Source organism: Pelobacter propionicus DSM 2379, from assembly GCF_000015045.1.
Classification (GTDB): Bacteria; Desulfobacterota; Desulfuromonadia; order Geobacterales; family Pseudopelobacteraceae; genus Pseudopelobacter; species Pseudopelobacter propionicus.
On record NC_008609.1, the window covers coordinates 3,276,137 to 3,299,395 of the forward strand.

Annotated in this window: 16 protein-coding genes; 8 read left to right on the top strand and 8 right to left on the bottom strand. The window is 61.8% G+C overall.

Going from position 1 to position 23,259, the window contains the following annotated elements; translation table 11 throughout:
• Nucleotides 1–18 precede the first annotated feature (18 nt).
• The 3 genes from PPRO_RS14905 to prmC are packed head-to-tail and all read right to left on the bottom strand — an operon-like array spanning nt 19 to nt 2,739.
• On the bottom strand, nt 19–1,320 hold the full coding sequence (locus PPRO_RS14905; RefSeq protein WP_011736836.1) for an NCS2 family permease: 1,302 nt from the start codon (nt 1,318–1,320) through the stop codon (nt 19–21).
• A gap of 4 nt (nt 1,321–1,324) precedes the next feature.
• Nucleotides 1,325–1,882 (bottom strand): hypoxanthine-guanine phosphoribosyltransferase, encoded by a 558-nt coding sequence (locus tag PPRO_RS14910; protein WP_041532358.1) that lies wholly within the window; start codon nt 1,880–1,882, stop codon nt 1,325–1,327.
• Nucleotides 1,873–2,739 (bottom strand): peptide chain release factor N(5)-glutamine methyltransferase, encoded by an 867-nt coding sequence (gene prmC / locus PPRO_RS14915; RefSeq protein WP_011736838.1) that lies wholly within the window; start codon nt 2,737–2,739, stop codon nt 1,873–1,875. The genes PPRO_RS14910 and prmC overlap by 10 nt, the downstream gene beginning before the upstream one ends.
• A gap of 133 nt (nt 2,740–2,872) precedes the next feature.
• Here prmC and PPRO_RS14920 point away from each other — a divergent pair, with 133 nt between their 5' ends.
• On the top strand, nt 2,873–4,057 hold the full coding sequence (locus PPRO_RS14920; protein ID WP_011736839.1) for a sensor histidine kinase: 1,185 nt from the start codon (nt 2,873–2,875) through the stop codon (nt 4,055–4,057).
• Between the two features lie 121 nt (nt 4,058–4,178).
• Entirely contained in the window at nt 4,179–4,697 is a 519-nt protein-coding gene (locus tag PPRO_RS14925) for a peptidylprolyl isomerase (protein WP_011736840.1), read from the top strand.
• 56 nt (nt 4,698–4,753) lie between these two features.
• Here the strand turns inward: PPRO_RS14925 and PPRO_RS19720 are convergent, their stop codons facing one another.
• The 5 genes from PPRO_RS19720 to PPRO_RS19730 all read right to left on the bottom strand — a co-directional run bounded on the left by PPRO_RS19720 (nt 4,754) and on the right by PPRO_RS19730 (nt 13,720).
• Nucleotides 4,754–7,606 carry a hybrid sensor histidine kinase/response regulator gene (locus PPRO_RS19720; RefSeq protein WP_198138288.1) on the bottom strand — a complete coding sequence of 951 codons (2,853 nt, stop codon included), beginning with the start codon at nt 7,604–7,606 and terminating at the stop codon, nt 4,754–4,756.
• Between the two features lie 154 nt (nt 7,607–7,760).
• Nucleotides 7,761–10,112 (bottom strand): PAS domain S-box protein, encoded by a 2,352-nt coding sequence (locus tag PPRO_RS19725; protein WP_011736842.1) that lies wholly within the window; start codon nt 10,110–10,112, stop codon nt 7,761–7,763.
• Between the two features lie 11 nt (nt 10,113–10,123).
• Nucleotides 10,124–11,590, bottom strand: a complete 1,467-nt coding sequence (locus PPRO_RS14940) for a response regulator (protein ID WP_011736843.1) — start codon at nt 11,588–11,590, stop codon at nt 10,124–10,126.
• 11 nt (nt 11,591–11,601) lie between these two features.
• Nucleotides 11,602–12,039 (bottom strand): response regulator, encoded by a 438-nt coding sequence (locus tag PPRO_RS14945; protein ID WP_011736844.1) that lies wholly within the window; start codon nt 12,037–12,039, stop codon nt 11,602–11,604.
• A gap of 244 nt (nt 12,040–12,283) precedes the next feature.
• Nucleotides 12,284–13,720 (bottom strand): sensor histidine kinase, encoded by a 1,437-nt coding sequence (locus tag PPRO_RS19730; protein ID WP_049759752.1) that lies wholly within the window; start codon nt 13,718–13,720, stop codon nt 12,284–12,286.
• Between the two features lie 344 nt (nt 13,721–14,064).
• On the opposite strand from PPRO_RS19730, the gene PPRO_RS14955 reads away from it, so the two are divergent.
• From PPRO_RS14955 to PPRO_RS14980, 6 genes are all read left to right on the top strand, one after another.
• On the top strand, nt 14,065–16,665 hold the full coding sequence (locus PPRO_RS14955) for a ribonuclease E/G (RefSeq protein ID WP_011736846.1): 2,601 nt from the start codon (nt 14,065–14,067) through the stop codon (nt 16,663–16,665).
• Between the two features lie 129 nt (nt 16,666–16,794).
• On the top strand, nt 16,795–18,276 hold the full coding sequence (lysS, locus tag PPRO_RS14960; protein ID WP_041532359.1) for a lysine--tRNA ligase: 1,482 nt from the start codon (nt 16,795–16,797) through the stop codon (nt 18,274–18,276).
• Between the two features lie 100 nt (nt 18,277–18,376).
• A complete protein-coding gene (locus PPRO_RS14965) occupies nt 18,377–19,639 on the top strand; it encodes a lipoprotein-releasing ABC transporter permease subunit (RefSeq protein WP_011736848.1) in 1,263 nt (420 codons plus the stop codon).
• Nucleotides 19,632–20,315 (top strand): ABC transporter ATP-binding protein, encoded by a 684-nt coding sequence (locus PPRO_RS14970; RefSeq protein ID WP_011736849.1) that lies wholly within the window; start codon nt 19,632–19,634, stop codon nt 20,313–20,315. The genes PPRO_RS14965 and PPRO_RS14970 overlap by 8 nt, the downstream gene beginning before the upstream one ends.
• A gap of 47 nt (nt 20,316–20,362) precedes the next feature.
• Entirely contained in the window at nt 20,363–22,630 is a 2,268-nt protein-coding gene (gene bamA, locus PPRO_RS14975; protein ID WP_041532360.1) for an outer membrane protein assembly factor BamA, read from the top strand.
• Between the two features lie 97 nt (nt 22,631–22,727).
• A complete protein-coding gene (locus tag PPRO_RS14980; protein WP_011736851.1) occupies nt 22,728–23,255 on the top strand; it encodes an OmpH family outer membrane protein in 528 nt (175 codons plus the stop codon).
• Nucleotides 23,256–23,259 lie beyond the last annotated feature (4 nt).

Here is a 23,259-nt window from a genome sequence, read left to right on the forward strand (position 1 = left end):
CGGTACGGACCGATCCGTTCAGAGCTTGGGCAGGCAGACGAACAAGAGCATCGACAGAAGCGCCAGCACCCACATGCCCGGCTTGACCTCGCCCCCCCTGCCGGTGAACAGCTTGAGCAGGACATGGGTGATCATCCCCGCGGTCATCCCCACCCCGATATTGTAGGTGAACGCCATCAGGCAGATGGTCAGGAAGGCAGGCACCAACTCGGTCACATCGTCGAAATCGATGCGGGTGATGGGGCGGATCATGAAGGAACCGATCACTACCAGGGCGATGCCATAGGCGTGGGGAGGGACGATGGTGAAGAGCGGGGCGAAGAACAGCGACAGCAGGAAGAGGAGCGCCACAACCAGGGCCGAGAAACCGGTGCGCCCCCCCTCCTCGATACCGGCGGCCGACTCGATGTAGGCGCCGGTAGTGGAGGTACCCAGGAGCGGGGCGGCCATGGTGGCCAGGGAGTCGGCCAACATGGGGCGCTCGATCTCCGGCAGGTTGCCGTTCTCGTCCAGCAGGTCGGCACGCATGGAGAGTCCGATCAGGGTGCCCACCGTATCCAGGAAGGCCATGATGAAGATCACCGCCACCACCGGCAGGAACGAAACCGAGAGCGCGCCGGCGATGTCCAGCTTGAACAGGATCGGCTCCAGTGACGGAGGAAGGCTGGCAATGCTGTCCGGCAGGGGGGTAAGCCCCAGGCTTATGGAGCCCAGGGTGGCGGCCATGATGCCGATCAAAAGGGCGCCGCGCACCCGGAGGGCCATGAGCGCCGTCACCAGCAGGAAACCGGCCACCGCCAGCAGGCAGGAGGGCTCCCCCAGATTACCCAGCCTGACCGGCGCTCCCGGAACCCCCAACACCACCAGGCCGGTCTCGTTCAGGCCGATGAAGGTCAGAAACAGGCCGATCCCCACGGCAAAGCCGGCCTTGAGGGACAGGGGGATGGACTCGGCCAGCCAGCCGCGGATGCCGAACAGGGTCAGCAAGGTGAAGAGCGCGCCGGCGATGAACACCCCCCCTAGGGCAGCCTGCCAGCTGTAGCCCATCACCTTGACCACCACGAAGGCGATGAAGGCGTTCTCCCCCATGTAGGGGGCGATGGCAAAGGGGCGCCGCGCCCAGAGCGCCATGATCACCGTACCGATGACAGCTGCCAGGATGGTGGCGGTGATCGACGCTCCCCGGGGGATGCCGGCGTTCTCCATGATGGCCGGGTTGACGATGATAATGTAGGCCATGGTCAGGAAGGTGGTCACCCCGGCCAGAGTTTCCTGACGAAAGCTGGTATTGTAGCGCTCGAAGCGGAAGAACCGTTTCACTGCCTCACATCCCTTTCACCGCAAAAATTCCGGGCGCGTTGCGCCAGTACCCCTTGTAGTCCAGGCCGTATCCGAACAGGAAACGATCGCCGATTTCCAGGCCGGTGAAATCGGCCCGTATGCCGGGAGTCACCTTGCGGCTGTGCAGCTTCTCCACCAGCACCGCCGTCAGCACCTCAAGCGCCCCCATCCCGCGGCAGTACTCGATGATGGCGGCCAGGGTGATCCCCTCGTCCAGGATATCGTCCAGAAGCAGCACCGTCCTGCCGACCAGGTTCAGGTGCGGCCTACGGTGCCAGTTCAGCCGGTCACCCCAGGTGGCCTGTCCGTAACGGGTGGCATGGACGTAATCCAACTCCAGGGGAAAGTGCAGCCGGGGCAAAAGCTGGCCACTGAAGATCAGGCCGCCGTTCATGATGCAAAGTACCACCGGGTTGGAGCCGGCCAACCGCCCCGTGATCTCGCCCGCCATGCGACCGATGGCCCCCTGGATTTCTTCCTCACCCATCAGCAGGTCTGCCTCGTCCAGAACGCGCCGTGCCTCGTCAAACGTCATGTCAATTCCACCTTTCGTGCCGCTCCCACCACCCGCTCAATCCCCCCGGGATCGGGGGAGCTAACGACCTGGCCATACCCGTCAGCCAGGGGGAACATCTCCGCCACGTCCTGCGCCTGCCCCATGCCCACCTCCAGCAGCAGCCAGCCGCCCGGTTCCAGATGCTCCAGGCTGGCCGGGATCAGGCGTCGATAGATGTCCAGTCCGTCCGGCCCGCCGTCCAGGGCCAGCCGTGGATCGCCGTCCCGCACCTCCGGCTCCAGCAGTTGGATATCCGCGCTGGGAATGTAGGGAGGGTTGGAGACGATCAGGTCGAAGCAACGCCCGGCAACCGGCTCCAGCAGCGAGCCGTGCAGGAATTCCACATCCACCCCATTGGCCCGGGCGTTAGCGCGGGCCATTTCCAGCGCCACGGCAGAGATGTCGCTCGCCACGATCCGGGCACCTGGCAGGCGCCTTGCCAGGCTGACGGCGATGCAGCCGCTGCCGGTGCCGATGTCCAGAACCGTACGCGCCAGAGGCGCCCGCCTGAGCGCCTCTTCCACCAGGGTCTCCGTATCGTGGCGCGGGATGAGCACATCCGGCGAAACCGCGAACTCCAGGCCGCAGAACTCCTGACTGCCGAGGATGTGCTGCAGAGGCTCCCGCCGCGCCCGGCGGGCCACCATCTGGCGAAAGGCGGACAGTTCCTCGCGGTTCAACGGCTTGTCGTAGTTGAGGTACAGCCCGACCCGGTCCAGGCCGGTGGCGGCGCAGAGCAGCCACTCGGCCTCCAGCCGGGCATTTTCTATTCCCCGGGCGCCAAAGTACTCCTTGGTCCAGGTGAGAATCCTGAGAGTGGTCCAGGTTTCCTGATCCGTCATGCCGCGCCTCCTTGAAGCGTGGCATACTACCCCATTCTCCGGCGTCACTCCAGACAATTCCAATGCCTTGACGACCTGGGCGCCTGTGCTATTTTTGAGACTGCACCCACAACGATCAACCGGGAGAAGGCACATGGCTGGCACTCAGGATTCCCCGCAACTCCCCCCCTCCGGCAGCTGGTTTGCGCCGGCAGAACGCGCCCCGGAGAAACAGGTCCGCAGCATGGCCGACTGCTGCCTGCACAACCCGATCACCCAGATCATCCTGGACTCGGTGGAGGGGTACGTCCTGGTGCTCAACGAACAACGCCAGATCCTGGCCGCCAATCCGGAAACCCTGCGCGCGCTGGACATCAAAGAGCCGCAGTCGATCATGGGCATGCGACCGGGAGAGGCCTTTCACTGCGTGCACAGCCAGGATGCACCCGGCGGATGCGGCACATCACGCTGCTGCACGACCTGCGGCGCGGCCATCGCCATCCTGGCGAGCCAGGCGTCCAACGAGCCGTGCAGCAGGGAATGCCTGATGACGGTCTCCCGGGGTGATCGCCTGGAGGCCCACGAGTTCAGCGTGCGCGCCACCCCGCTCAGGCTGGAAGACAGCTGCCTGACCATCTTCGTCCTGCACGACATCAACGCCGAAAAGCGGCGCGACGTGCTGGAGATGGTCTTTCTCCACGACCTGAGCAACGTCATCACCGGCCTGCAGGGATGGAGCGAACTGCTGCTGCGCCGACCCCAGGACGCCTCCCTGATCGCCCAGAACATCGTCAGCATCTCGGAACGTATCAACCAGGAGATCCAAACCCAGCGCCTGATCCTGCAGGCAGAACAGGGGGAGCTGAAAGTAACCCTGGAACCGACCACCAACACCGACATCCTGGAGGGGGTCAGGTCGCTGTTCACCGGCTACCCGCCCGACATGGCGTACCGCCTGCACATAGAGGCCACGGAGACGGCCAGCTGCCTGCTCACCAGTCCGCCCCTGCTGACGCGCATCCTGGCCAACATGGTCAAGAACGCCCTGGAGGCAACATCCCTGGGCGACCACGTGAGGCTCTGGTACGAGTCGCGCGACCAGAGGCCCTGTTTCGTAGTGCACAACCCAGGCATGATACCGGATGAGATCGCCTTGCAGATCTTCAAGCGCTCCTTCAGCACCAGGGAGGGACCGGGCAGGGGAATGGGGACCTACAGCATGAAACTGTTCGGAGAGCAGGCTCTGGGGGGAGAGGTGGGATTCACCACCGACGAGACTACGGGGACCAGCTTCTTCATCATGCTTCCCGCCGACACGATCCAGCTGCTCATGCCCTGAGTCCCCTTTTCACTCGCGGATGCGCTGAAAAGGGTTCCGGTTTGGCCAGCTCTGTGCTACATAACGGATTCGCGCAATCGAGCGACAGCACCAGAGCACCACAACGCACCGGAGGTTTCATATGTCAGAACAAAATCCGCGGGTCCTGCTGGAAACATCCATGGGGTCCATTACCGTCGAACTGTTCAAGGAAAAAGCGCCCATCACCGTCAAGAACTTCCTCGGCTACGTCAAGGACGGCTTCTACGACGGACTGATCTTTCACCGGGTGATCAAGGATTTCATGATTCAGGGGGGTGGCCTGAACGAGGCCATGGAACAGAAGAAGCCCAAGTTCGCCATCAAGAACGAGGCAACCAACAAGCTCTCCAACAAACGGGGCACCCTGGCCATGGCCCGCACCGCCATCGTGGATTCCGCCACCTCGCAGTTCTTCATCAACACCGTTGACAACGCCTTCCTGGACCACCAGGGCAAGCAGCCCGACCGCTTTGGCTACTGCGTCTTCGGCCAGGTTCTGGAGGGGATGGATGTGGTTGACCAGATCCGCGCCGTCAAGACCGGCAATAAAAACGGCCACGGCGATGTTCCGCTGGAGCCGGTTTACATCACCAGCGCCACGTTGATCGAAGCGGAATAAGCGCGCTACCCCCCAGCTTCAACGCCCCGCTTCCGCCACGGAAACGGGGCGTTTTTTCATGCCGCGTCCCCCGTATTTTCCTGCCGGGCGATGACCCCATCCAGCACCCGCTTCAGCTCGGTCAGCCGGTACGGCTTGGTGATCACCCCGCTGAAGCCGTATGCCCGGTAATCGGCCATGATCGGGTCGTTGGAATAGCCGCTGGAAACCACCGCCACAACCGATTGATCCATCTCCCGCAACAGGGCGATGGCATCCTTCCCCCCCATGCCTCCCGGAATGGTCAGATCCATCAGCAGGGCCGAAAAGGTGTGCTCCCCCTCCTGCGCCACACGGTACAACTCCACCGCCTCGGCGCCGTCACGGGCAAAGACCACCTCATACCCCAGATAGGAGAGCATCTCGCCAGCCACCTCACGAATACTCTCCTCGTCATCCATGACCAGGATACGCCCTTTGCCGGGTGTGGTCGACGTCTCCACGGGAGCCGCCGCCACCATGCCGCTGACGGTGGCGGGGAGATGGATGGTGAACGCGGTCCCCTGTCCCGGGGATGAGCTGACACTGATATGACCGTCGTGATTCCTAATGATGGAGTAGACCGTTGCCAGCCCCAGCCCCTTGCCCTCCTTCTTTGTGGTGAAGTAGGGATCGAAGATGCGGGGGACGAGCTCCTCCGGAATCCCCTCCCCCCGGTCCCTGACGCTGATACGCACATAGGCGCCCGCCGGTAGCGGCAGATGGGACTCCCTGGCCAGGGTGACATTGGCGCAGACGATCTCGATCTCCCCCCCGGCGGGCATGGCCTGATCGGCGTTGAGCACCAGGTTGTTGATCACCTGGCTGAACTGCCCCTCGTCAACATCCACCGGGTACAGGTCGTCGGGGATCTGGAATCGGCAGGTGGTCCGGGAACCGGACAGGGTGAAGGTGGCAGAGTCCCTGATGATGGCGGTCAGGGAAACGGTCTTGCGCACCGGTGCTCCGCCACGGGAGAAGGTCAGCAGCTGCTGGGTCAGGTCCTTGGCCCGCAAAGAGGCCTTTTCCGCCTCATCCAGGTTTCGCCTCAGCCTGTCCCCCTCGCCGACCTGCATCCTGGTGAGGGAGATATTGCCCAGTATGGAGGTGAGCAGGTTGTTGAAGTCGTGGGCAATGCCACCGGCCAGGAGTCCGATGGAGTCCAGCTTACGGGCATTGAAGAGCTCCTCCTCCATCTTCTTCTTCTCGGTGATGTCGCGGAACACCAGCACGACCCCCACCAGCCGGCTCTGTCGGTCACGAATCGGCGCGCCGCTGTCGGCGATGACCCGCTCTCCGCCGTCCCTGGCGATCAGGAGGGTGTGGTTGGCAAGCTCCACCACCACCCCGTCGGCAAGCACCTGCTCCACCGGGCTGGGACAGCATTCCCGGCTCTTTTCGTTGATGATCCGGAACACATCCTGAAACGGCTTTCCCGCCGCCTCTTCCTGCGTCCAGCCGGTCATCTCCTCGGCGGCCCTGTTGAGCAACACCACCATCCCGCTGGTATCGGTGGTGATCACCCCGTCACCAATGGAACGCAGCGTCACCGCCAGACGCTCCTTCTCCGTGGCAAGGGCTTCGGCGGCCTCCCCGCGTTTCCGCTCCAGCCGGTCGCGCTCCAGGCGCGCCTGCAGAATCGGGGAGATGCGGTCGGCGATGATCTCAAGCAGCTCCCGCTCGCCATCGCCGAACCCTCCCGGCTTGTTCGCCAAGGCGATCAGGCCGATGCTGGCCCCGCGGTACACAACCGGAATCGCGAGAAAATTATCGATGTCGATGTGCCCCTGCGGCACCGAGAAGGGGCCGTCACCGCAACACGAGACCTGCTCCCGCAGGGCACGGCCCCACAGTCCGGACCAGCTGTCGGAGGAAAAACGGATCGTCTTGTCCGGAATCAGGCACTCCTGCCACACCGCCCCCATCAGAGTGGGAACCACCAGGGCGCCATCTTCGTCGATGTAGCCGAACAGGGCATGGGCGCAGTCGATGGCATCACGGATTACCGACAGCACCTGGGAGAACATCTGCTCATCGGGAGTGGCCAGGAATATGTTGGCGATCTGGTTTTTCAGCGTCAGGATCCGCTCCGAGCGCCTGAGCGCCTGCTCGGTCCTGCGCTGAGCGGTAACGTCGAGCATGACCAGTACCATGCCCAGGATATCCTCCCTGCCGCCCGAGATGGGGGTTAGCCTGGCCTCGATGGGAACCGTTTTCCCCGATTCGGTCATCAGCACGCTATCGACCGGCAGCACCACCGTCTCCCCCGCACCGACCACCCTGCCGACTATCTCCTCCGCGGTCAACATACTGATTTCGCTCCGGTAGCGGAACAGTTCCTCCAACGGCCTTCCCAGCGCCACTTCCTGTGTGAGGCCAATCAGTTCTTCCGCCACGGGATTCACGTAGCTGACCAGTCCGGACACATCCGTGGTGACCACCGCGTCTCCGATGCTGCGCAGGGTGGTGGCCAGCCACTGCTCGCTTTTCTTAAGCCGGCTCTCCATGCGGTGCTTGTAGAGGGCCATCTCGATGGCCGACTGCAGGGTATGGTCCTGAAACGGCTTGACGATGTAACCGAACGGCTCCGTCACCTTGGCCCGCCCCAGGGACTCGGCGTCCGTATAGGCGGTGAGGTAGATCACCGGAAGGTCCAGCCGGGAACGAATGCTCTCCGCCGCCTGGATTCCGTCCATGCTCCCCTGGAGGTTGATATCCATGAGAACCAGGTCCGGAGGATTCTCCGTTGCGCTCTGAATCGCCTCCTCACCAGAAGGGACGATATCGATCACGTCGTATCCCATGCCCTGCAGACGCTTCTGGATACCCCTGGCGATGATCAGCTCGTCCTCGACGATCAGTATCCTGTTCCTGTGCGTTGCCGGTTCCATGTCAGCCATCCTCCCCCCTCCAGTGCGCCCCAGCTTCAAGCGCCGTTCGCGCACACCCTTCGCAGCATAGTACCAATAGCATGGCACAGATAACACGATCCCGGCGTTGCGGACCACGCCATGGCTGTTCCGCCCGCGGCTCGCCCGTTCCCTCTCATCCAGCGGGACTCATCGGAAAGCGGATGCTAAACCGGGCACCACCGGAACTGTCCAGAGCAATCTCTCCCCTGAGCTGTTTGACCAGCATCCTGACCAGTTGCAGCCCCAGGGTCTCGCTGGCGGTGAAATCCAGGTTGACGGGCAGGCCGACACCGCTGTCGGCAACCGTCAACGAGACCATGCCGTCCCCTTGTTCGCGAATGCTGACGCTGATATTCCCCGCCGCGCTTCCGGGAAAAGCGTACTTCAGGGAATTGGAGACCAGTTCGCTGATGATCAACCCGCAGGGAATGGCCTGATCGATACTCAGGCAGACGTTACCCGCGTCAATGGAGAAGGAGACGCGCCCGAAATCGATGGCATAACTGTTGTAGAGATGGGCGGTCAGGCTCTCGATGTACCCCGAAAAATCAATGAAGGAGAGGTCCTCGGTCCGGTAGAGCTTCTCGTGCACCAGCGCCATGGCCCTGATACGGTCTTGGCTCTCCCGGAAGGCGCATAGCGCCCCCTCATCCCGCACGGATTCGGCCTGCAGGTCCAGCAGGGTGGAGATTATCTGCAGGTTGTTCTTGACCCGGTGGTGGATCTCCTTCAAAAGGACCACCTTTTCCGTCAGCGCGGCCCGGATTTTCTCCTCAGCCAGCTTGCGCTCGGTGATATCCAGCACCACTCCCTGGAAGTGGCTGATGCGCCCCTGGCTGTCACGTTCCACGGCCGACCGGTCGTCGATCCAGCGAACAGCACCCCCTTTGGTGACAATGCGGTACTCCTGCTGAAAGCGATCAACCCCCTGACGGACAAACTCGGCCACCTCGGCGGCGACCTGCCGCAGGTCATCGGGATGCACCAGGGCGGAGAAAGGGACCACACCGGTAATCAGCTCGTCCGGCGTATAGCCGAAACGGGTCACATTACGGGAAACCAGCTCCACCGGCCACCCCTCGGTCGCCCGCCAGCGGAACAGCACCAGCGGGCTGTTCTCCACGATCAGGTTTGCCAGGCGCAGCGACTCTTCCACCTGCTTGCGCTCGGTAATATCAACCAGCACGGCGATGCTGCCAACGATGCGCCCCTCGGTGTCATGCAGCGGCGAGGCGTAGATGCTGCAATCCATGGGAGAGCCGTCCTGGCGGTGGCGCCTGACCTCGACGCCGTCCAGTATTCTGCCACCGCGAATCCACTCCTGGAAGTCCCTGAACTCTTCCCGCTGCTCCGGATCCATACCGGGGAGCGGTTTTCCCATGACCTCTGCGGCGCTCCACCCCAGCATCCGTTCCGCCGCCGGATTCCAGACGTTGCACACATTTCCGTCCAGGTCCAGACCGATGATCGCCGTGGGGGCGGCCTGAATGATGGCACGCAGCATGTCATTTTTGAGCAACAGCTCGCGCTCGGCCCGTCTGCGCCCGCTTATGTCCGTGATCGCGCCGACCAGACCGGCCACCCGGTTCTCCGGATCCACAAAGGTGGCCTTGTTGAAGATAACATCGCGCGTGGAGCCGTCCCTGTTCTGGAACTCCGCCTCATAGACCTGCACCCCGGGCGCATCAAACAGGGCGGCGTCGGCCTCCTGGTAGACATCTGCCCGCTGGCTCGGCGCCAGGTCATGGACCGTCCTGCCGACGATACGCTCCCTGGAAAAGCCGCAGAACAGCTCGAAGGCAGAGTTGCACCCCAGGTACACCCCATCCGTATCCTTGTAAAACACCGGCAGCGGGATGGTATCCAGCAACTGCTGGAGGAAGTGGAGCTGTTCGCTCAGCCTCTCTTCCGCGCGCTTGCGGCCGGTTATTTCCAGGATGATGCCGTCCCAGACGATATCTCCGTTGGCATGCCGCTCGGGGCGGGAAATGCAGTCGTACCAGCGTACTTCGCCATGCACGATGTGCCGGATCTCCTCCCGCCAGGGAGCGAGCGTCTCGGCGGAACGCCTGACGGATGCGAAGAACCTGTCGCGATCATCGGGGTGGATCAGCCTGGTGAGGAGTCCGACATCGGCCATGAGTTCGTGCGGAGCGATGGCGAACAGCTCCCCAGAGGCATCGCTCACCGAGGGAAAGGAAAACGTCCCGTCCGGGTGCAGCGCGAACAGGTATACCATGCCGGGAATATTGGCCTTCAGGCGGCGGCAGGATTCCCGACACTCCCTGAGCTCGGCTTCGGCAACGGCCCGGGCGTCCGCATGTCCCCGCATGCTCTCGACGAGGAGCCTGACCTCACGGCTCAGGGCATCGATGTCATCGCCCCCGTCGGCAACTTCCAGGAGCAGGGTACAGTCTCCCTCCCTGGCTTTCCGCAGCGCCTCGGTCAAACGGTCGATCACGCTCTGGCTTTCCTGCTCAGTCATGGCACCGTCCTTCAGGATGTCCGCTTCGCGTCATCCGCGACCTGAACCACCCCTCCCCCCTGCTGCATCCCCCGGAAACTGATGGTGAATGCCGTCCCACCAGCGACCTCCCCCTGGACCGTCAGTTCTCCCCGCACCTGCCTGACCAGCATGGTCACCAACTGCAGCCCCAGGGTCTTGGTCGCCATGAAATCCAGGTCAGGGGGGAGGCCTACGCCGTTATCCGAGACACGGAGACGGATCAGGCCATCTTCGGCGCTCTGGCACTGAACCAGGATCTCGCCGTGTCTCCCTTGGGGAAAAGCATGTTTCAGGGAGTTGGAGACCAGCTCGTTGACGATCAGACCGCAGGGGATCGCCTCGTCGATGCCCAGCGTGACCTTGGCGATAGCGCATTTCAGGGAAATCCGCTTCGGATCGACGACATAGGACTTGAACAGGTGGTCAGTAAGCCCCTCCAGGTACACGGTGAAGTCGATCCGGGCCAGATCCCTGGAACGATACAGCGCCTCATGAACCAGGGCCATGGAGTTGATCCGGTCCTGGCTTTCCTGGAAGTACCTCAGTGACTGTTCGTCATCGATGTAGTCGGATTGCAGATCGAGCAGGGTGGAGACGATCTGCAGGTTGTTCTTCACCCGGTGATGGATCTCGTGGAGCAGGATCTCCTTCTCGCGGAGCGAATCCCGCAACTGCTCCTCGGCCCGCTTGCGGCCAGTTATGTCGAAGATGGTGGCTATGCCGGCAGGCTTCCCCTTGTAGTCGATGCGGCCGGCGGAGAACAGCGCCCAACGCTCCTCGCCCCCCTTGGTCACATAGCGCAACTCATACTCCGCGAGCGCCAGCGGTTCCTGCTGCCGCACCAGCACCCATTCCCTCACCAGGTTCTTGAAATCGTCATGTATCCACTCCCCGTACCTCATGCCCAGGAGCTCTTCTTCCGTGTATCCGGTCAGCCGCTCGGCCGATGGGTTGACATAGACGATGTTTTCCCCTTGGAAAAGGACGATCGCCGCCGGAGACGTCTCGGCCAGGACCCGGAACTGTTCCTCGCTCTCCCGCAGGGCCTGCTCGGCCTGGCGCCGCTCCCGCCGCTCCGCCGCCGCCGCCAGTTCCCGTTCAACGGCCGGAGAGAGGCGGTCGAGATGATCTTTCTTGATACAGTCGCAGGCCCCTTGGCGCATGGCTTCGATGGCCACGTCTTCGAGAATGACCCCGGAGACGAGGATGACCGGAATGTCCAGGTTTCTCTCCCGGACGATATTCAGGGCATCCAGCCCGCCAAAGCCGGGCATGCGGTAGTCCACGAGGATGATATCCCAAGGCTTTCGGTCAAGCGCCTCCCCCATCCCCTGCGGCGTATCGACACGCTCGTAGATCAGCTCATAGCCCGAGCGACGCAGGCTGCGCGCCACGAGTATGGCGTCATCCTCGTTGTCTTCGGCGATCAGGACGCTGAGCAGTTTCTTCTTCTCCATGGAGGCGCCTCCTACGGTGGCGGCTCATTGAGCACGAGCCAGTACATCCCCAACTGCTTGATCGATTCGGCGAACTGGTCGAAATCCACCGGTTTGCGGATATAGCTGTTGGCTCCCAGATCATAGCTGGAAATGACGTCCCTCTCCTCCTTGGACGAGGTGAGAACCGCCACGGGGAGCCGTCTGGTGCGGCTATCAGCCCGGATGCGCCGCAACACCTCCAGGCCGTCGACCTTGGGGAGCTTCAGGTCCAGGAGCACGATCTGTGGCAGCACGGACGTATCGCGGCCATCGTAGCTGCCGGTGCCGAAGAGATAGTCCAGAGCCTCCACCCCATCCCGCGCCACAACGATGGAGTTTGCTATGTTGCTCTTCCTGAGGGCGCGCATGGCAAGCATCTCGTCATCCGGGTTATCCTCCACCAGCAGTATCACTTTCTGGCTTTCCATCATAAACCTCCTTCTGGATTCGGACCTGAACGAATCAGAGACATTCCAGCTGTTATTGTACCCGTAAAACAGCGCTTGGCCACGAGGGGGGGAGATCCGTCGCCCCCGGCGAAATCGGGCGTCAACAGCCGATACTGCCCGAAACCCTTGGGTGAGTGTATCGACTGCTGCTCCAGAACACCCTGGCAGTACAGAAACGGGCCGTCCGCACGAACGCAGGCAGTATGCCGGCGCAAAATCAGCTTCAGAGGACGAAATAGAAGCTGGCCCCCTTGCCGACCTCAGCCTCAGCCCAGACCCGGCCGCCGTGACGGTGAATGACGCGCTGCACAATGGCAAGGCCGATGCCGGTGCCGGGAAATTCCTTGGCGCCGTGCAGCCGCTGGAAGACGCCGAATAGCTTGTCGCCGTACGTCATATCGAAACCAGCTCCGTTGTCGCTGACGTGGAAAGCCCGTTCTCCTTCCACCTCCCGTGTACCGAACTCTACCCGCGCCCGGTCCTTCTGGGAGGAGAACTTCCAGGCATTGGCCAGCAGGTTCTGCAGGGCGATCCTGAGCAGTGCCGGATCGCCATGGACCGTCAATCCGGGGGCGATGACAAAGTCGCCCTGGCGGTCCGGGTCAGCCCCCTTCAGTTCCTCCGCGATCTCGGCGGCAATAGCGCTTAAGTCCACGGTCTGGTAGTGCATTTCCTCACGCGAAAGCCGGGATAGCCTGAGGATGTTGTCGATGAGAATGCCCATGCGCTGGCTGCCGGCGCGGAGCCGGCCAAGATACTCCCTCCCCTCGTCGTCCAGCCTGTCGTTATACTCCTCCAGCAGCGCCTGGCTGAAACCGTCGATTGCCCGCAGCGGCTGGCGCAAATCATGGGAAACCGAATAGGCGAATGATTCCAGCTCCCGGTTTGCCGCCTCCAGGTCACGGGTGCGGGCCTTCACCCGCTCGTCCAGTTCGTTGTAGGCCTTGTGCAGCTCCTGCTCGGCCAGTTTGCGGTCGGTGATGTCGTTCAGCGTCTCGATGGCGCCGATGGTGACTCCGTTGACATCCTTCATCTTGATTGTAATGAAGTGCAGCCACCTCCCCCCCCCGGACTGATCGGGAAAGAAATCAGTGCACTCGTAGCAGTCGGGCAGCAACCCGGAGCGGGTCACCCTATCCCCGTACCAGGCAGCCAGACCATCCTCGCCATCATCAACCAGGAGGTCCGCCAGGCAGGGACGCGCAGAGGGATAGAAGGCGCTCCACTGCCTGTCAGTTCCCACCACGTCGCACGACGCGATCCCGCTGTAGGCCTCCATGGCCCGGTTCCAGTAGACAACCCGGTGATTGCCGTCGATGACGAACTGGGGAATCGGATAGCCGAGGAGGATGGTGCACAGCTGCTCGTCCTCCTCGCGCAGCGCCGCCTCCACTTCCCGGCCGCGGGCGTTCTCCTCGCGCAGTTGCTGATTCTCCCGCTTCAGCTCACCGGTCAGTTCATCCTCCAGCTTTTCCAGGCAGGCGCGACTGATCACGACATGCCCCGGCACATCGTCCCCGGCGGTGATGAGCGCCTGGCGCCAGTCGCCGACGGTCACAACCCCATAGCCATGCTCCACCAGCAACTCAGCCAGCGAACCGGGTGAATCCGCCCCCCCATCGACGATCACAATCTCCGGACAACCGTTTTCTCTTTTCATGGGACTACCTCCAGAATGTAGCGACCCGGCACGCCCCCCTCCCCGTCCCGGACGGGAAGCGGCGATTCGCCACGCACCAGGGGGAACGCATGTCACCTTCAACTCTACCCCACTGCTTTGCCGAGTCAAAACATCACCCCGCGGAACAGTGCCGGCGGCATGTTTCCCACCAGGAGTCTTATGGGGCACGAACAGACCAGTATCCGGCGCAATCGAAGGCGTCAGATACGCCATTTTTTCGCGCTCCCCTCCTTTTCCTTTGCTTTCGTCCCAAAAAACTCTATAATTCATCATTTTTTAATAGTTGTATGAGCTCGTCTCATGTGAAAAGGATAAACACAACAATGAGCAAGGCCGTAAGCAAAAAGATGCTGATCAACGTCATGCACCCCGAAGAGGCCCGCGTGGCCATCGTGCATGACGGACGTCTGATGGAACTGAATATAGAGATAAGCGGCAAGGAGCAGACCAAGGGAAACATCTACAAAGGGGTCGTGCTGCGCGTGGAACCGGGGCTACAGGCCGCCTTCGTGGACATCGGCCGCCCCAAGCCCGGCTTCCTGCAGATGGGCGAACTGCACCCCGACTTCTGGCAGTGGCGGGACGACGTGCCCGAGGAGCAGCGCAAGCGCCGTCCCCGCATCCAGGAGGTGCTGCGCCGCGGCCAGGAACTGGTGGTGCAGGTGGAGAAGGACGAGCGCGACAACAAGGGCTCGGCCCTGACCAGCTACCTCTCCCTGCCGGGGCGCTACATGGTGCTCATGCCGGGAAGCGACTCCAGCGGCATCTCCCGCAAGGTGGAGCAGGAGAGCGTGCGCAAGCAGTTGAAAGAGATCATGGCCGGGATGAGCATCCCCGAGGGGATCGGCTATATCGTACGCACCCAGGCGGTGGGGCGCACCCCCGAGGAACTGCAGAAGGACATGGAAAACCTGCTGGCCATGTACGAGGGGATCAAAAAGAGCGCCACCGAGATAAAAGGGGCCGGCGAAATCTACCGCGACAAGGGGCTGATCATCCGCTTCATCCGCGACTACTTCTCCGACGACATCGACGAGGTGGTGGTGGACAGCAAGGAGGCCTTCAACGAGGCCAGGGACTTCTTCCGCGAAACCATGCCGGGCTGCGAAAAGCTGGTCAAGCTGCACAAGGAGAAACGGCCGGTCTTCTCCCGCTTCCAGATCGAGGAGCAGATCGACCAGATCTACGAGAAGCGGGTATCGCTCCCCTCCGGCGGCTCCCTGATCATCGAACCGACCGAAGCCCTGGTCAGCATCGACGTCAACTCCGGGAAATCCAGCGGCGAGCGGGGCATCGAGGACACCGCCTTCAAGACCAACATGGAGGCTGCCGAAGAGGTGGCCCGCCAGTTACGTCTGCGCGACCTGGGCGGTCTGATCATGATCGACTTCATCGACATGCGCGACCGCAAACATAACCACGAGGTGGAGAAGACCCTCAAGCAGGCCCTCAAGATGGACAAGGCACGGGTCAACCTGGGGCGCATCTCCGAGTTCGGCATCCTGGAGATGTCCCGCCAGCGCATCGCCAAGACCTTGAACGACGCCATCCACCTGGCGTGCCCCCACTGCGAGGGGCGCGGCAAGGTCAAATCGGTGGAGGCCATGGCGCTCTCCTTTCTGCGCAAGGTGCATGGCGCGGCGGCCAAGGGAAACGTATGCGAGGTGCATGGCGGCCTGCCGCTGGAAGTGGCCTACTACCTGCTCAACCGCAAGAAGCGGGAACTGGCCCAGATCGAAAATGACTACGACATCGAAGTAACGGTCAAGGGGAAGACATCCTTCCTGCTCAACCAGATGGAGCTGGAGATCGTCAAACGAGAGAAAAAGCGGCCCGAAGAGCCGGCCAGGGACGATGCGGACAACGGAGAGGCGACCCAACCGGCGCTCGCCGTCGAGACCGTCGCTGCTGTGCCCCAGGAGGGGGAGCCATCCCCGGAAAACGGGGCCACCGAAGGGGGCAAGAAGCGCAAACGCCGTCGCAAGAAGAAGAAATCAGCGACGGAGGGCACCGCGATACCCGGACAGACGGAGGCAGAATCTGCAACAGAGCAGTCCGAAGAGGAGCATCCTCTGGACCAGGCGCCAGGGGAGCCCACTGCCGCCCGGCAGGCCGAGGAGCACGAGGTGCCCGGTGCGCCAGCGGAGGAGCAGACTGACGAAGTAACTACGGAACCCACCGAGGAGGGTGAAGCGGCAGCGGCTCCCAAGAAACGCAGACGTCGGCGCAGCCGCAAGGTGAGCAAAGGCGCCGAGGAATCGGCAACGGCCGAGGAAAGCGATGAGACGGCGTCGGCCGCGGAACCGCTGGAAGTTGCCCCGGCGGAGCTGGCTGCGCCTGCCGAACCTCCGGCAGGGGAGACAGCGACGGAACAACCGCAAGCGCCGGAGACCGTTCCGCTGGAGACGCGCTCCTTCGAGTCCGGCCCCCAGGAAGAGCCGGCCGTAGAAACGACTGCAGTTGTCGCGGCAGCCGGGCCAACCGCTGTGGAGACGACTCCAGAAGAGGAGAGCACCACGCAAGAAGCCGTAGCCGCAGAAACCGCCACGGCCGAGGCTGCCTTGAAGCAGCTTGCCCCGCCCGAAGAGACTTCCGGTGAAATCGTCGCGCCGGAGCTCCTGACAGCGGAACTCCTCCCGGAACAGCCAGAAACGCCGGAACCGGCGGCCAAACCGAAGCGGGCCAGGGCGCCACGGGCCAGGAAGAAGACCGTGGCAACGGAGGAACAGCAGGCCGTCGCAACGACGGAGGCTGTTCCCGAGAGCGCTCCCGCCGAGGCCGAACCAGCGGTAAAAAAACCGCGACGGCGCACCGCGGCCAAGAAGAGCACACCCGCGGCAGACACGACCGCGGAGCCTGTTACGGAAGCACCGAAACCGGCCCCACGGAAACGTCGCACCAAAAAAGACGAACAAAACCAATGACATTGAAACAGGGAACGCTCCACCCGGGGCTCCCCTTTTTTGCTTGACGTTACGACACATCGGCGATATTTTTAGCAGTCTTTTCCCCTGCTATCCCAGATGACATTGCCGAGAAAGGCCCCGATCACAATGGAAGAACTGAGCGAACTGCTGCTCCAGAGAAGACGCAAGGTCGACACCCTCTGGGAAGCCGGCATTAATCCCTATCCCAACGATTTCAGACCAGAGCACACCTCAGCCGACGTCTTTGCCGCCTATGGCGATAAGGAGCAGGTAGACGCAGAGCATGACATATTCGTCGTGGCGGGGCGCATCCTGGCGCGCCGCTCCTTCGGCAAGGCAGCCTTCATCAAGATCCAGGACCGCAAGGGCCGCCTGCAGCTGTACATCAAGAAGGACGAGATTGGCGAACAGGCCTTCGCGGACTTCGAAACCTTCGACATCGGCGACATCGTCGGCGTTGAAGGTTTCCCCTTCCGCACCAAGACCAACGAACTCTCCCTGCACGCGAAGAAGATCCGCCTGCTGGTCAAGTCACTGCACCCCCTGCCGGAAAAGTTCCACGGCCTGACCGACGTGGAAACCCGCTACCGCCAGCGCTACGTCGACCTGATCGTCAACCCGGAATCGCGGGAGATATTCATCAAGCGCTCCCGCATCATCAACCTGATCCGCGCCTTCATGACCGCCCGGGACTTCCTGGAGGTGGAAACCCCCATGATGCAACGGATCCCGGGAGGCGCCACGGCCAAGCCATTCATCACCCATCACAACGCCCTGGACATGCAGCTCTTCCTGCGCATCGCGCCGGAACTGTACCTGAAACGGCTGGTCGTGGGGGGCATGGAGCGGGTCTTCGAGATCAACCGCAACTTCAGGAACGAGGGGATCTCCGTCCGCCACAACCCGGAATTCACCATGATGGAGTTCTACCAGGCCTACGCCACCTACGAGGACCTGATGAACTTCACCGAGGAACTGTTCTGCCATGTGGCCCAAGAGGTCCTGGGAACCCTGGACTTCGTCAACCAGGGCAGGGAGATCAGTTTCCAGCGCCCCTGGAAGCGCCTGACCGTGCGGGATGCCATCCTGGAGTACGGCGACATCGACGCCAAAAAACTGGATGATCGCGACCTGGCCCTGATCTATGCCCGCAGCATCGGCCTGGACCTGCCCGACGACATCGGCCATGGCAAGCTCATGATGGAGATCTTCGAGGAAGTGGCCGAGCACAAGCTGATCCAGCCCACCTTCGTCACCGCCTACCCCACCGAGGTATCGCCGCTCTCCCGCAAGAACGACCACAACCCGGACATCGTGGACCGCTTCGAGCTGATCGTCGGCGGCAGGGAGATCGCCAACGCCTTCTCCGAGCTGAACGATCCGGTGGACCAGAAGGAGCGCTTCCTCTCCCAAGTGGCCGAAAAGGCCAAGGGGGACGAAGAGGCCCACTACATGGACGAGGACTACATCCGAGCCCTGGAATACGGCCTCCCCCCCACCGCCGGCGAAGGGATTGGTATCGACAGGCTGGTGATGCTGTTGACCGACTCGGCCTCGATCCGCGACGTCATCCTCTTCCCGCAGCTGCGAAAGGAGAAACGGGATTAGGGAAACGGATAACGGAAACCAGGGACCGGGGACGGGTAAAAGTTTTTACCGTTCTCCGGTCCCCGGTCCCCGGCTCCCGGTTCCCGGTCCCCGCTTTACCATGCCTTTCGAACTTCTCATCTGCCTGCGCTATCTCAAGGCAAAACGTAAATCGACCTTTATCTCCATCATCAGCCTGATCTCCACAGCCGGGGTCAGCCTGGGAGTCATGGCGCTGATCGTGGTTCTGGCGGTCATGACCGGCTTCGAGGAAGACCTGAAGGAAAAAATCCTGGGAACCAATGCCCATGTGGTGGTCATCCGCAACGGGCTCCCCATGGATGAGTACCGCCAGGTCATGGAGAAGCTGACCGCCATGCCGGGGATCACCGCCGCCACCCCCTTCATCTACAATCAGGTCATGCTCTCCTCGGGCAGGAACGTTTCCGGCGTCGTCCTGCGGGGCATCGACGTACCTTCGGACCGCCTGGTAACGCGACTGAACGCGTCGTTGGTGGAGGGGAACACCGATAACCTGGACCCGAAGATGGGCGACGGCGCCGTTGCCCTGCCGGGGCTGCTGATCGGCAAGGAGCTGGCCAGAAATCTCAACCTGCGGCTGGGGGACCGGATCAACGTCGTCTCGCCCATGGGGAACATAACCCCCCTGGGAATGATTCCCCGCATGAAGCCGTTCAGAGTGGTCGGCATCTTCAACACCGGCATGTTCGAGTACGACTCGACCCTGGCCTACGTCAGCCTGACCCAGGCACAGACGTTCTTCGACCTGGGAGACACCGTAACCGGCATCCAGCTCAAGGTGAAGGATGTCTACCACACCGGCGAACTGGCCCGCGAGATCAACCGCGTTCTGGGCAGCGACTACTTCGCCCGCGACTGGATGCAGATGAACCGCAACATCCTCTTCGCCCTCAAGACGGAGAAGGTGGTCATGTTCGTGATCCTGACCCTGATCGTGCTGGTTGCCGCTTTTGGTATTGCCTCAACCCTGTTTATGGTGGTAATGGAAAAAACCAGGGACATCGCCATCCTCAAATCCATGGGCGCCACCGGAAGCAGCATCATGAAGATATTCGTCATGGAGGGGCTGATCATCGGCGTTATCGGCACGCTGCTGGGGGTCGCCTCGGGGCTTCTGATCGCCCTCAACCTGGAGCCGATCATCGACACGATCCAGAAGGTCACCGGCCAGAACTTCTTCAGCAAGGACATCTACTACCTAGACCATTTCCCCTCCCAGGTGGTGCCCGCCGACGTGGCGCTGATCTCGGTCACGGCGGTGCTGATCTCCTTCATCGCCACGCTCTACCCCGCCTGGCAGGCGTCGCGCATGCTTCCGGCAGAGGCGCTGCGCTATGAGTAAGCTGCTGGAGGCGCGCGACCTGCGCAAGAGCTACGGCAACGGGGAGAGCCGGGTAAATGTGCTGAACGGCATCGACCTGGACCTGGAGCAGGGCACCACAACCGCCCTGGTGGGCGCATCCGGTGCGGGCAAGAGCACCCTGCTGCACCTGCTGGGCGCCCTGGACCACCCCTCCGGCGGCACGGTCCGCTTCCGGGGCGACGACATCTTCCGCAAGAGCGACCGTGAACTGGCGGCATTCCGCAACAAAAGCATCGGCTTCGTGTTCCAGTTCCACCACCTGTTGCCAGAGTTCAGCGCCCTGGAGAACGTAATGATGCCGGCCCTGATCGCGCGTGTTCCCAGACGGGATGCGATCTCCCTGGCCAGCGCGCTCCTGGCCGACGTGGGCCTGGGCCATCGCCTGACCCACCGTCCGGGAGAGTTGTCCGGAGGAGAGCAGCAGCGGGTAGCCATAGCCCGCGCCCTGGTCCTGTCTCCGGACCTGCTCCTGGCGGACGAACCGACCGGCAACCTGGACATGAAGACCAGTGACGGCGTCCATGCCCTTTTGGGCGATCTGCAGAAGAAACACGGACTGACGCTGGTCGTGGTCACCCACAACGAGCGCCTGGCCGCTGCCATGGGCCGCACCGTGCACCTGACGGATGGAAAACTGGAATTGACTTCAATTTAATTTGAATCCATAGCGAGGAAACTTTGCCCATATCATCACGCTTACTCATGGCTGCGGTAGTCCTGCAGCTGGCCCTGTCGGAGTCGGCTTACGCCGAAGGCGAGACCATCGCCGAAATATCCGTCAGGGGCAACCGGCGCATCGAGGCGTCGGTCATTCAGAACGCCATCAAGCTGAAGGTCGGCGACACGCTCTACAGCGACAAGACCGATGCCGACCTGCGCGCCATACACAAGCTGGGGCACTTCCAGGAGGTGCTGGTCTCCACCGAGGAAACATCCAAGGGAACAGTGCTGATCTACACCGTGCAGGAAAAGCCGGTCATCCGCGACATCAGGTTCGAGGGAAACAAGGAACTCTCCAGCGAAAAGCTCACCAAGGACGGGCTGGATCTGCGGCGGGACACCATCTTTTCCGTCAAGGACCTGAGCAGGAGCGTGGAAAAGATCAGGAAGCTCTACCAGGACGAGGGGTATTACCTGGTGGAGGTAACTCCGCGTACCAGGATGCGCTCCCCCTCTGAAATGTCGGTCACCTTCCAGGTCGTCGAGAACCAGAAGGTCCTGATCAGCTCGATCACCTTCGACGGCAACCGGTTCTTCAGCAACCGCAAACTGCGCAGTTTCATGGAAACCAAGCAGAAGTGGTTCCTCTCCTGGCTGACCAACGCCGGCACCTACCGGGACGAAGTGCTGAGAAACGACGCGCTGATCATCGCCGACCAGTACCAGAACAACGGCTACCTGAACGTCAAGGTGGGCGAACCGGTGGTCAAGCTGAACGAGGCCAAGAATTCCCTGGAGGTCCTGATCGGCATCACCGAAGGGGAGCAGTACCGCATCGGCGACATCGAGTTCGCCGGAGACCTGCTGGAGCCGGTCTCCACCATGCGCGCAAAGCTGAAATCGGAGCCGGGCGCCATTTTCAGCCGCGCCAACGTCCGCGCCGACATCATCACCCTGACCGACCTGTACGGCGACAAGGGGTACGCCTTCACCAACGTCACGCCGCTGACCAAGCCGTTGCCGGAGAGCAAATCAGTCAACCTGACCTTCGACATGGAGAAGGGGGAACTGGTCCACATCGAGCGCATCGCCATCTCCGGCAACACCAAGAGCCGCGACAAGGTGGTCCGCCGCGAAATGAGGGTCACCGAATCCGGCCTCTTCAGCGCCACCGGCATGAAACGCAGCAAGCAGAACCTGATGAACACCGGCTATTTCGAAGAGGCCAACATCTCCACCTCCAAGGGGAGCAGCGGCAACCTGCTCAACGTCAGCGTGGACGTCAAGGAGAAATCCACCGGCAGCTTCAGCATCGGCGGCGGCTACAGCTCCCTTGACGGCATTATCGGACAGGGTTCCGTCTCCCAGACCAATTTCCTGGGACTGGGACTCAAAGCCAATTTCTCCGCCTCCCTGGGGGGCAGCTCCTCGACCTTTGCCATCGGCCTGACCGACCCCTATTTCCGCGACACGAAATGGACCTTGGGCGCCGACATCTACCGCTCCGAGCGCGACTACCTGGATTACACCCGCCGGGTCACCGGCGGCGACATAAAGGCCGGCTATCCCATCAACGACTTCGTCAGCACCTTCTTCATGTACAAGTACGAGATCAAGAAACTCTTCGATCCGGAAGATGCCTACGAAAAATACAATGAAATAGATCCGGACAACTTTCCGCTGGACACGACGTCTACCAGTTCCATCATGGCCAGCATCAGCCACAACAACACCGATTACCGCATCGATCCCAGTACCGGTTTCGTCAACAACCTGTCAGCCGAGTATGCAGGTCTGGGGGGTGACAACCGCTTCGCCAAGTTCACCACCGACCACACCTGGTTTCACCCGCTCTACAAGAAGCTGATCTTCTCCACCAAACTGAGCCTGGGCTACATCCAGGAGGTTGGCAAGGATATCCCCATCGACGACAAGTTCTACCTGGGGGGCATCTACTCGCTGCGCGGCTACAAATCCCGCACGGTCTGCCCCACGAAAACCATAACCGTGGACGGCGACGAGGACCGGGTCTACATGGGCGGCAGCAAGGAGTTCTTCGGCAATACGGAGCTGACCTTCCCGATCCTGTCCGAATCCGGCTTCAAGGGAGTGGTATTCTTCGACTACGGCAACTCCGACGACAAGACTAGCAAGCTGTTCAACAACATACTGATGAGCTATGGCGCAGGCATCCGCTGGGCATCCCCCCTGGGCCCGCTGCGCCTTGAGTACGGCATACCGATCAACCCCCGCGAGGACATAGACAAGAAAAGCGGGCGATTCGAGTTTTCCATCGGCGGCATGTTCTAGGACAGGCGTCGCTACGACCAGCAGGCAAAGAGACAACCACCACCGGCATCCCGATCAGCGGGGCCGAACATATGCGCATAAAAAAGGAGACTGCTGTATGAAACGTCTTATTCTGGCCGTGATTCTACTGGGCTGCATCACCACGGGAGCCGCATTCGCCGCCGAAGCGAAGAACGCTGCCAAGATCGGTTATATTGACATGCAGCGCGCCATCAACACCTCCGATTCCGGCAAGCAGGCCAAGGAGCAGCTGGCGGCACGCCTGAAGAAGTACCAGGACGAGATCAACAGCCGCCAGAACGAACTGAAGCGTTTGAAGGAAGACCTGGAGAAACAGGGCATGCTCCTGTCCGAAGCGGCCCGTTCCGCCAAGGAGAAGGACTACCAGCAGAAACTGAAGGAGTTCCAGCGTTTTACCAAGGATGCCCAGGAAGAGTTGCAGGCCAAGGACGAGGAACTGACCCGCAAGATCCTGGAGGGGATGGAGAAGGTAATCCAGGAGTTCGGTAAAAACAACGGCTACACCTTCATCTTCGTCAGAAACGAGAGCATGCTCTTCGCCGACGACAAGGCCGACCTGACCGAAGAGGTGCTCAAGCTGTACAACGCTACCCACAAAAAATAGGCGA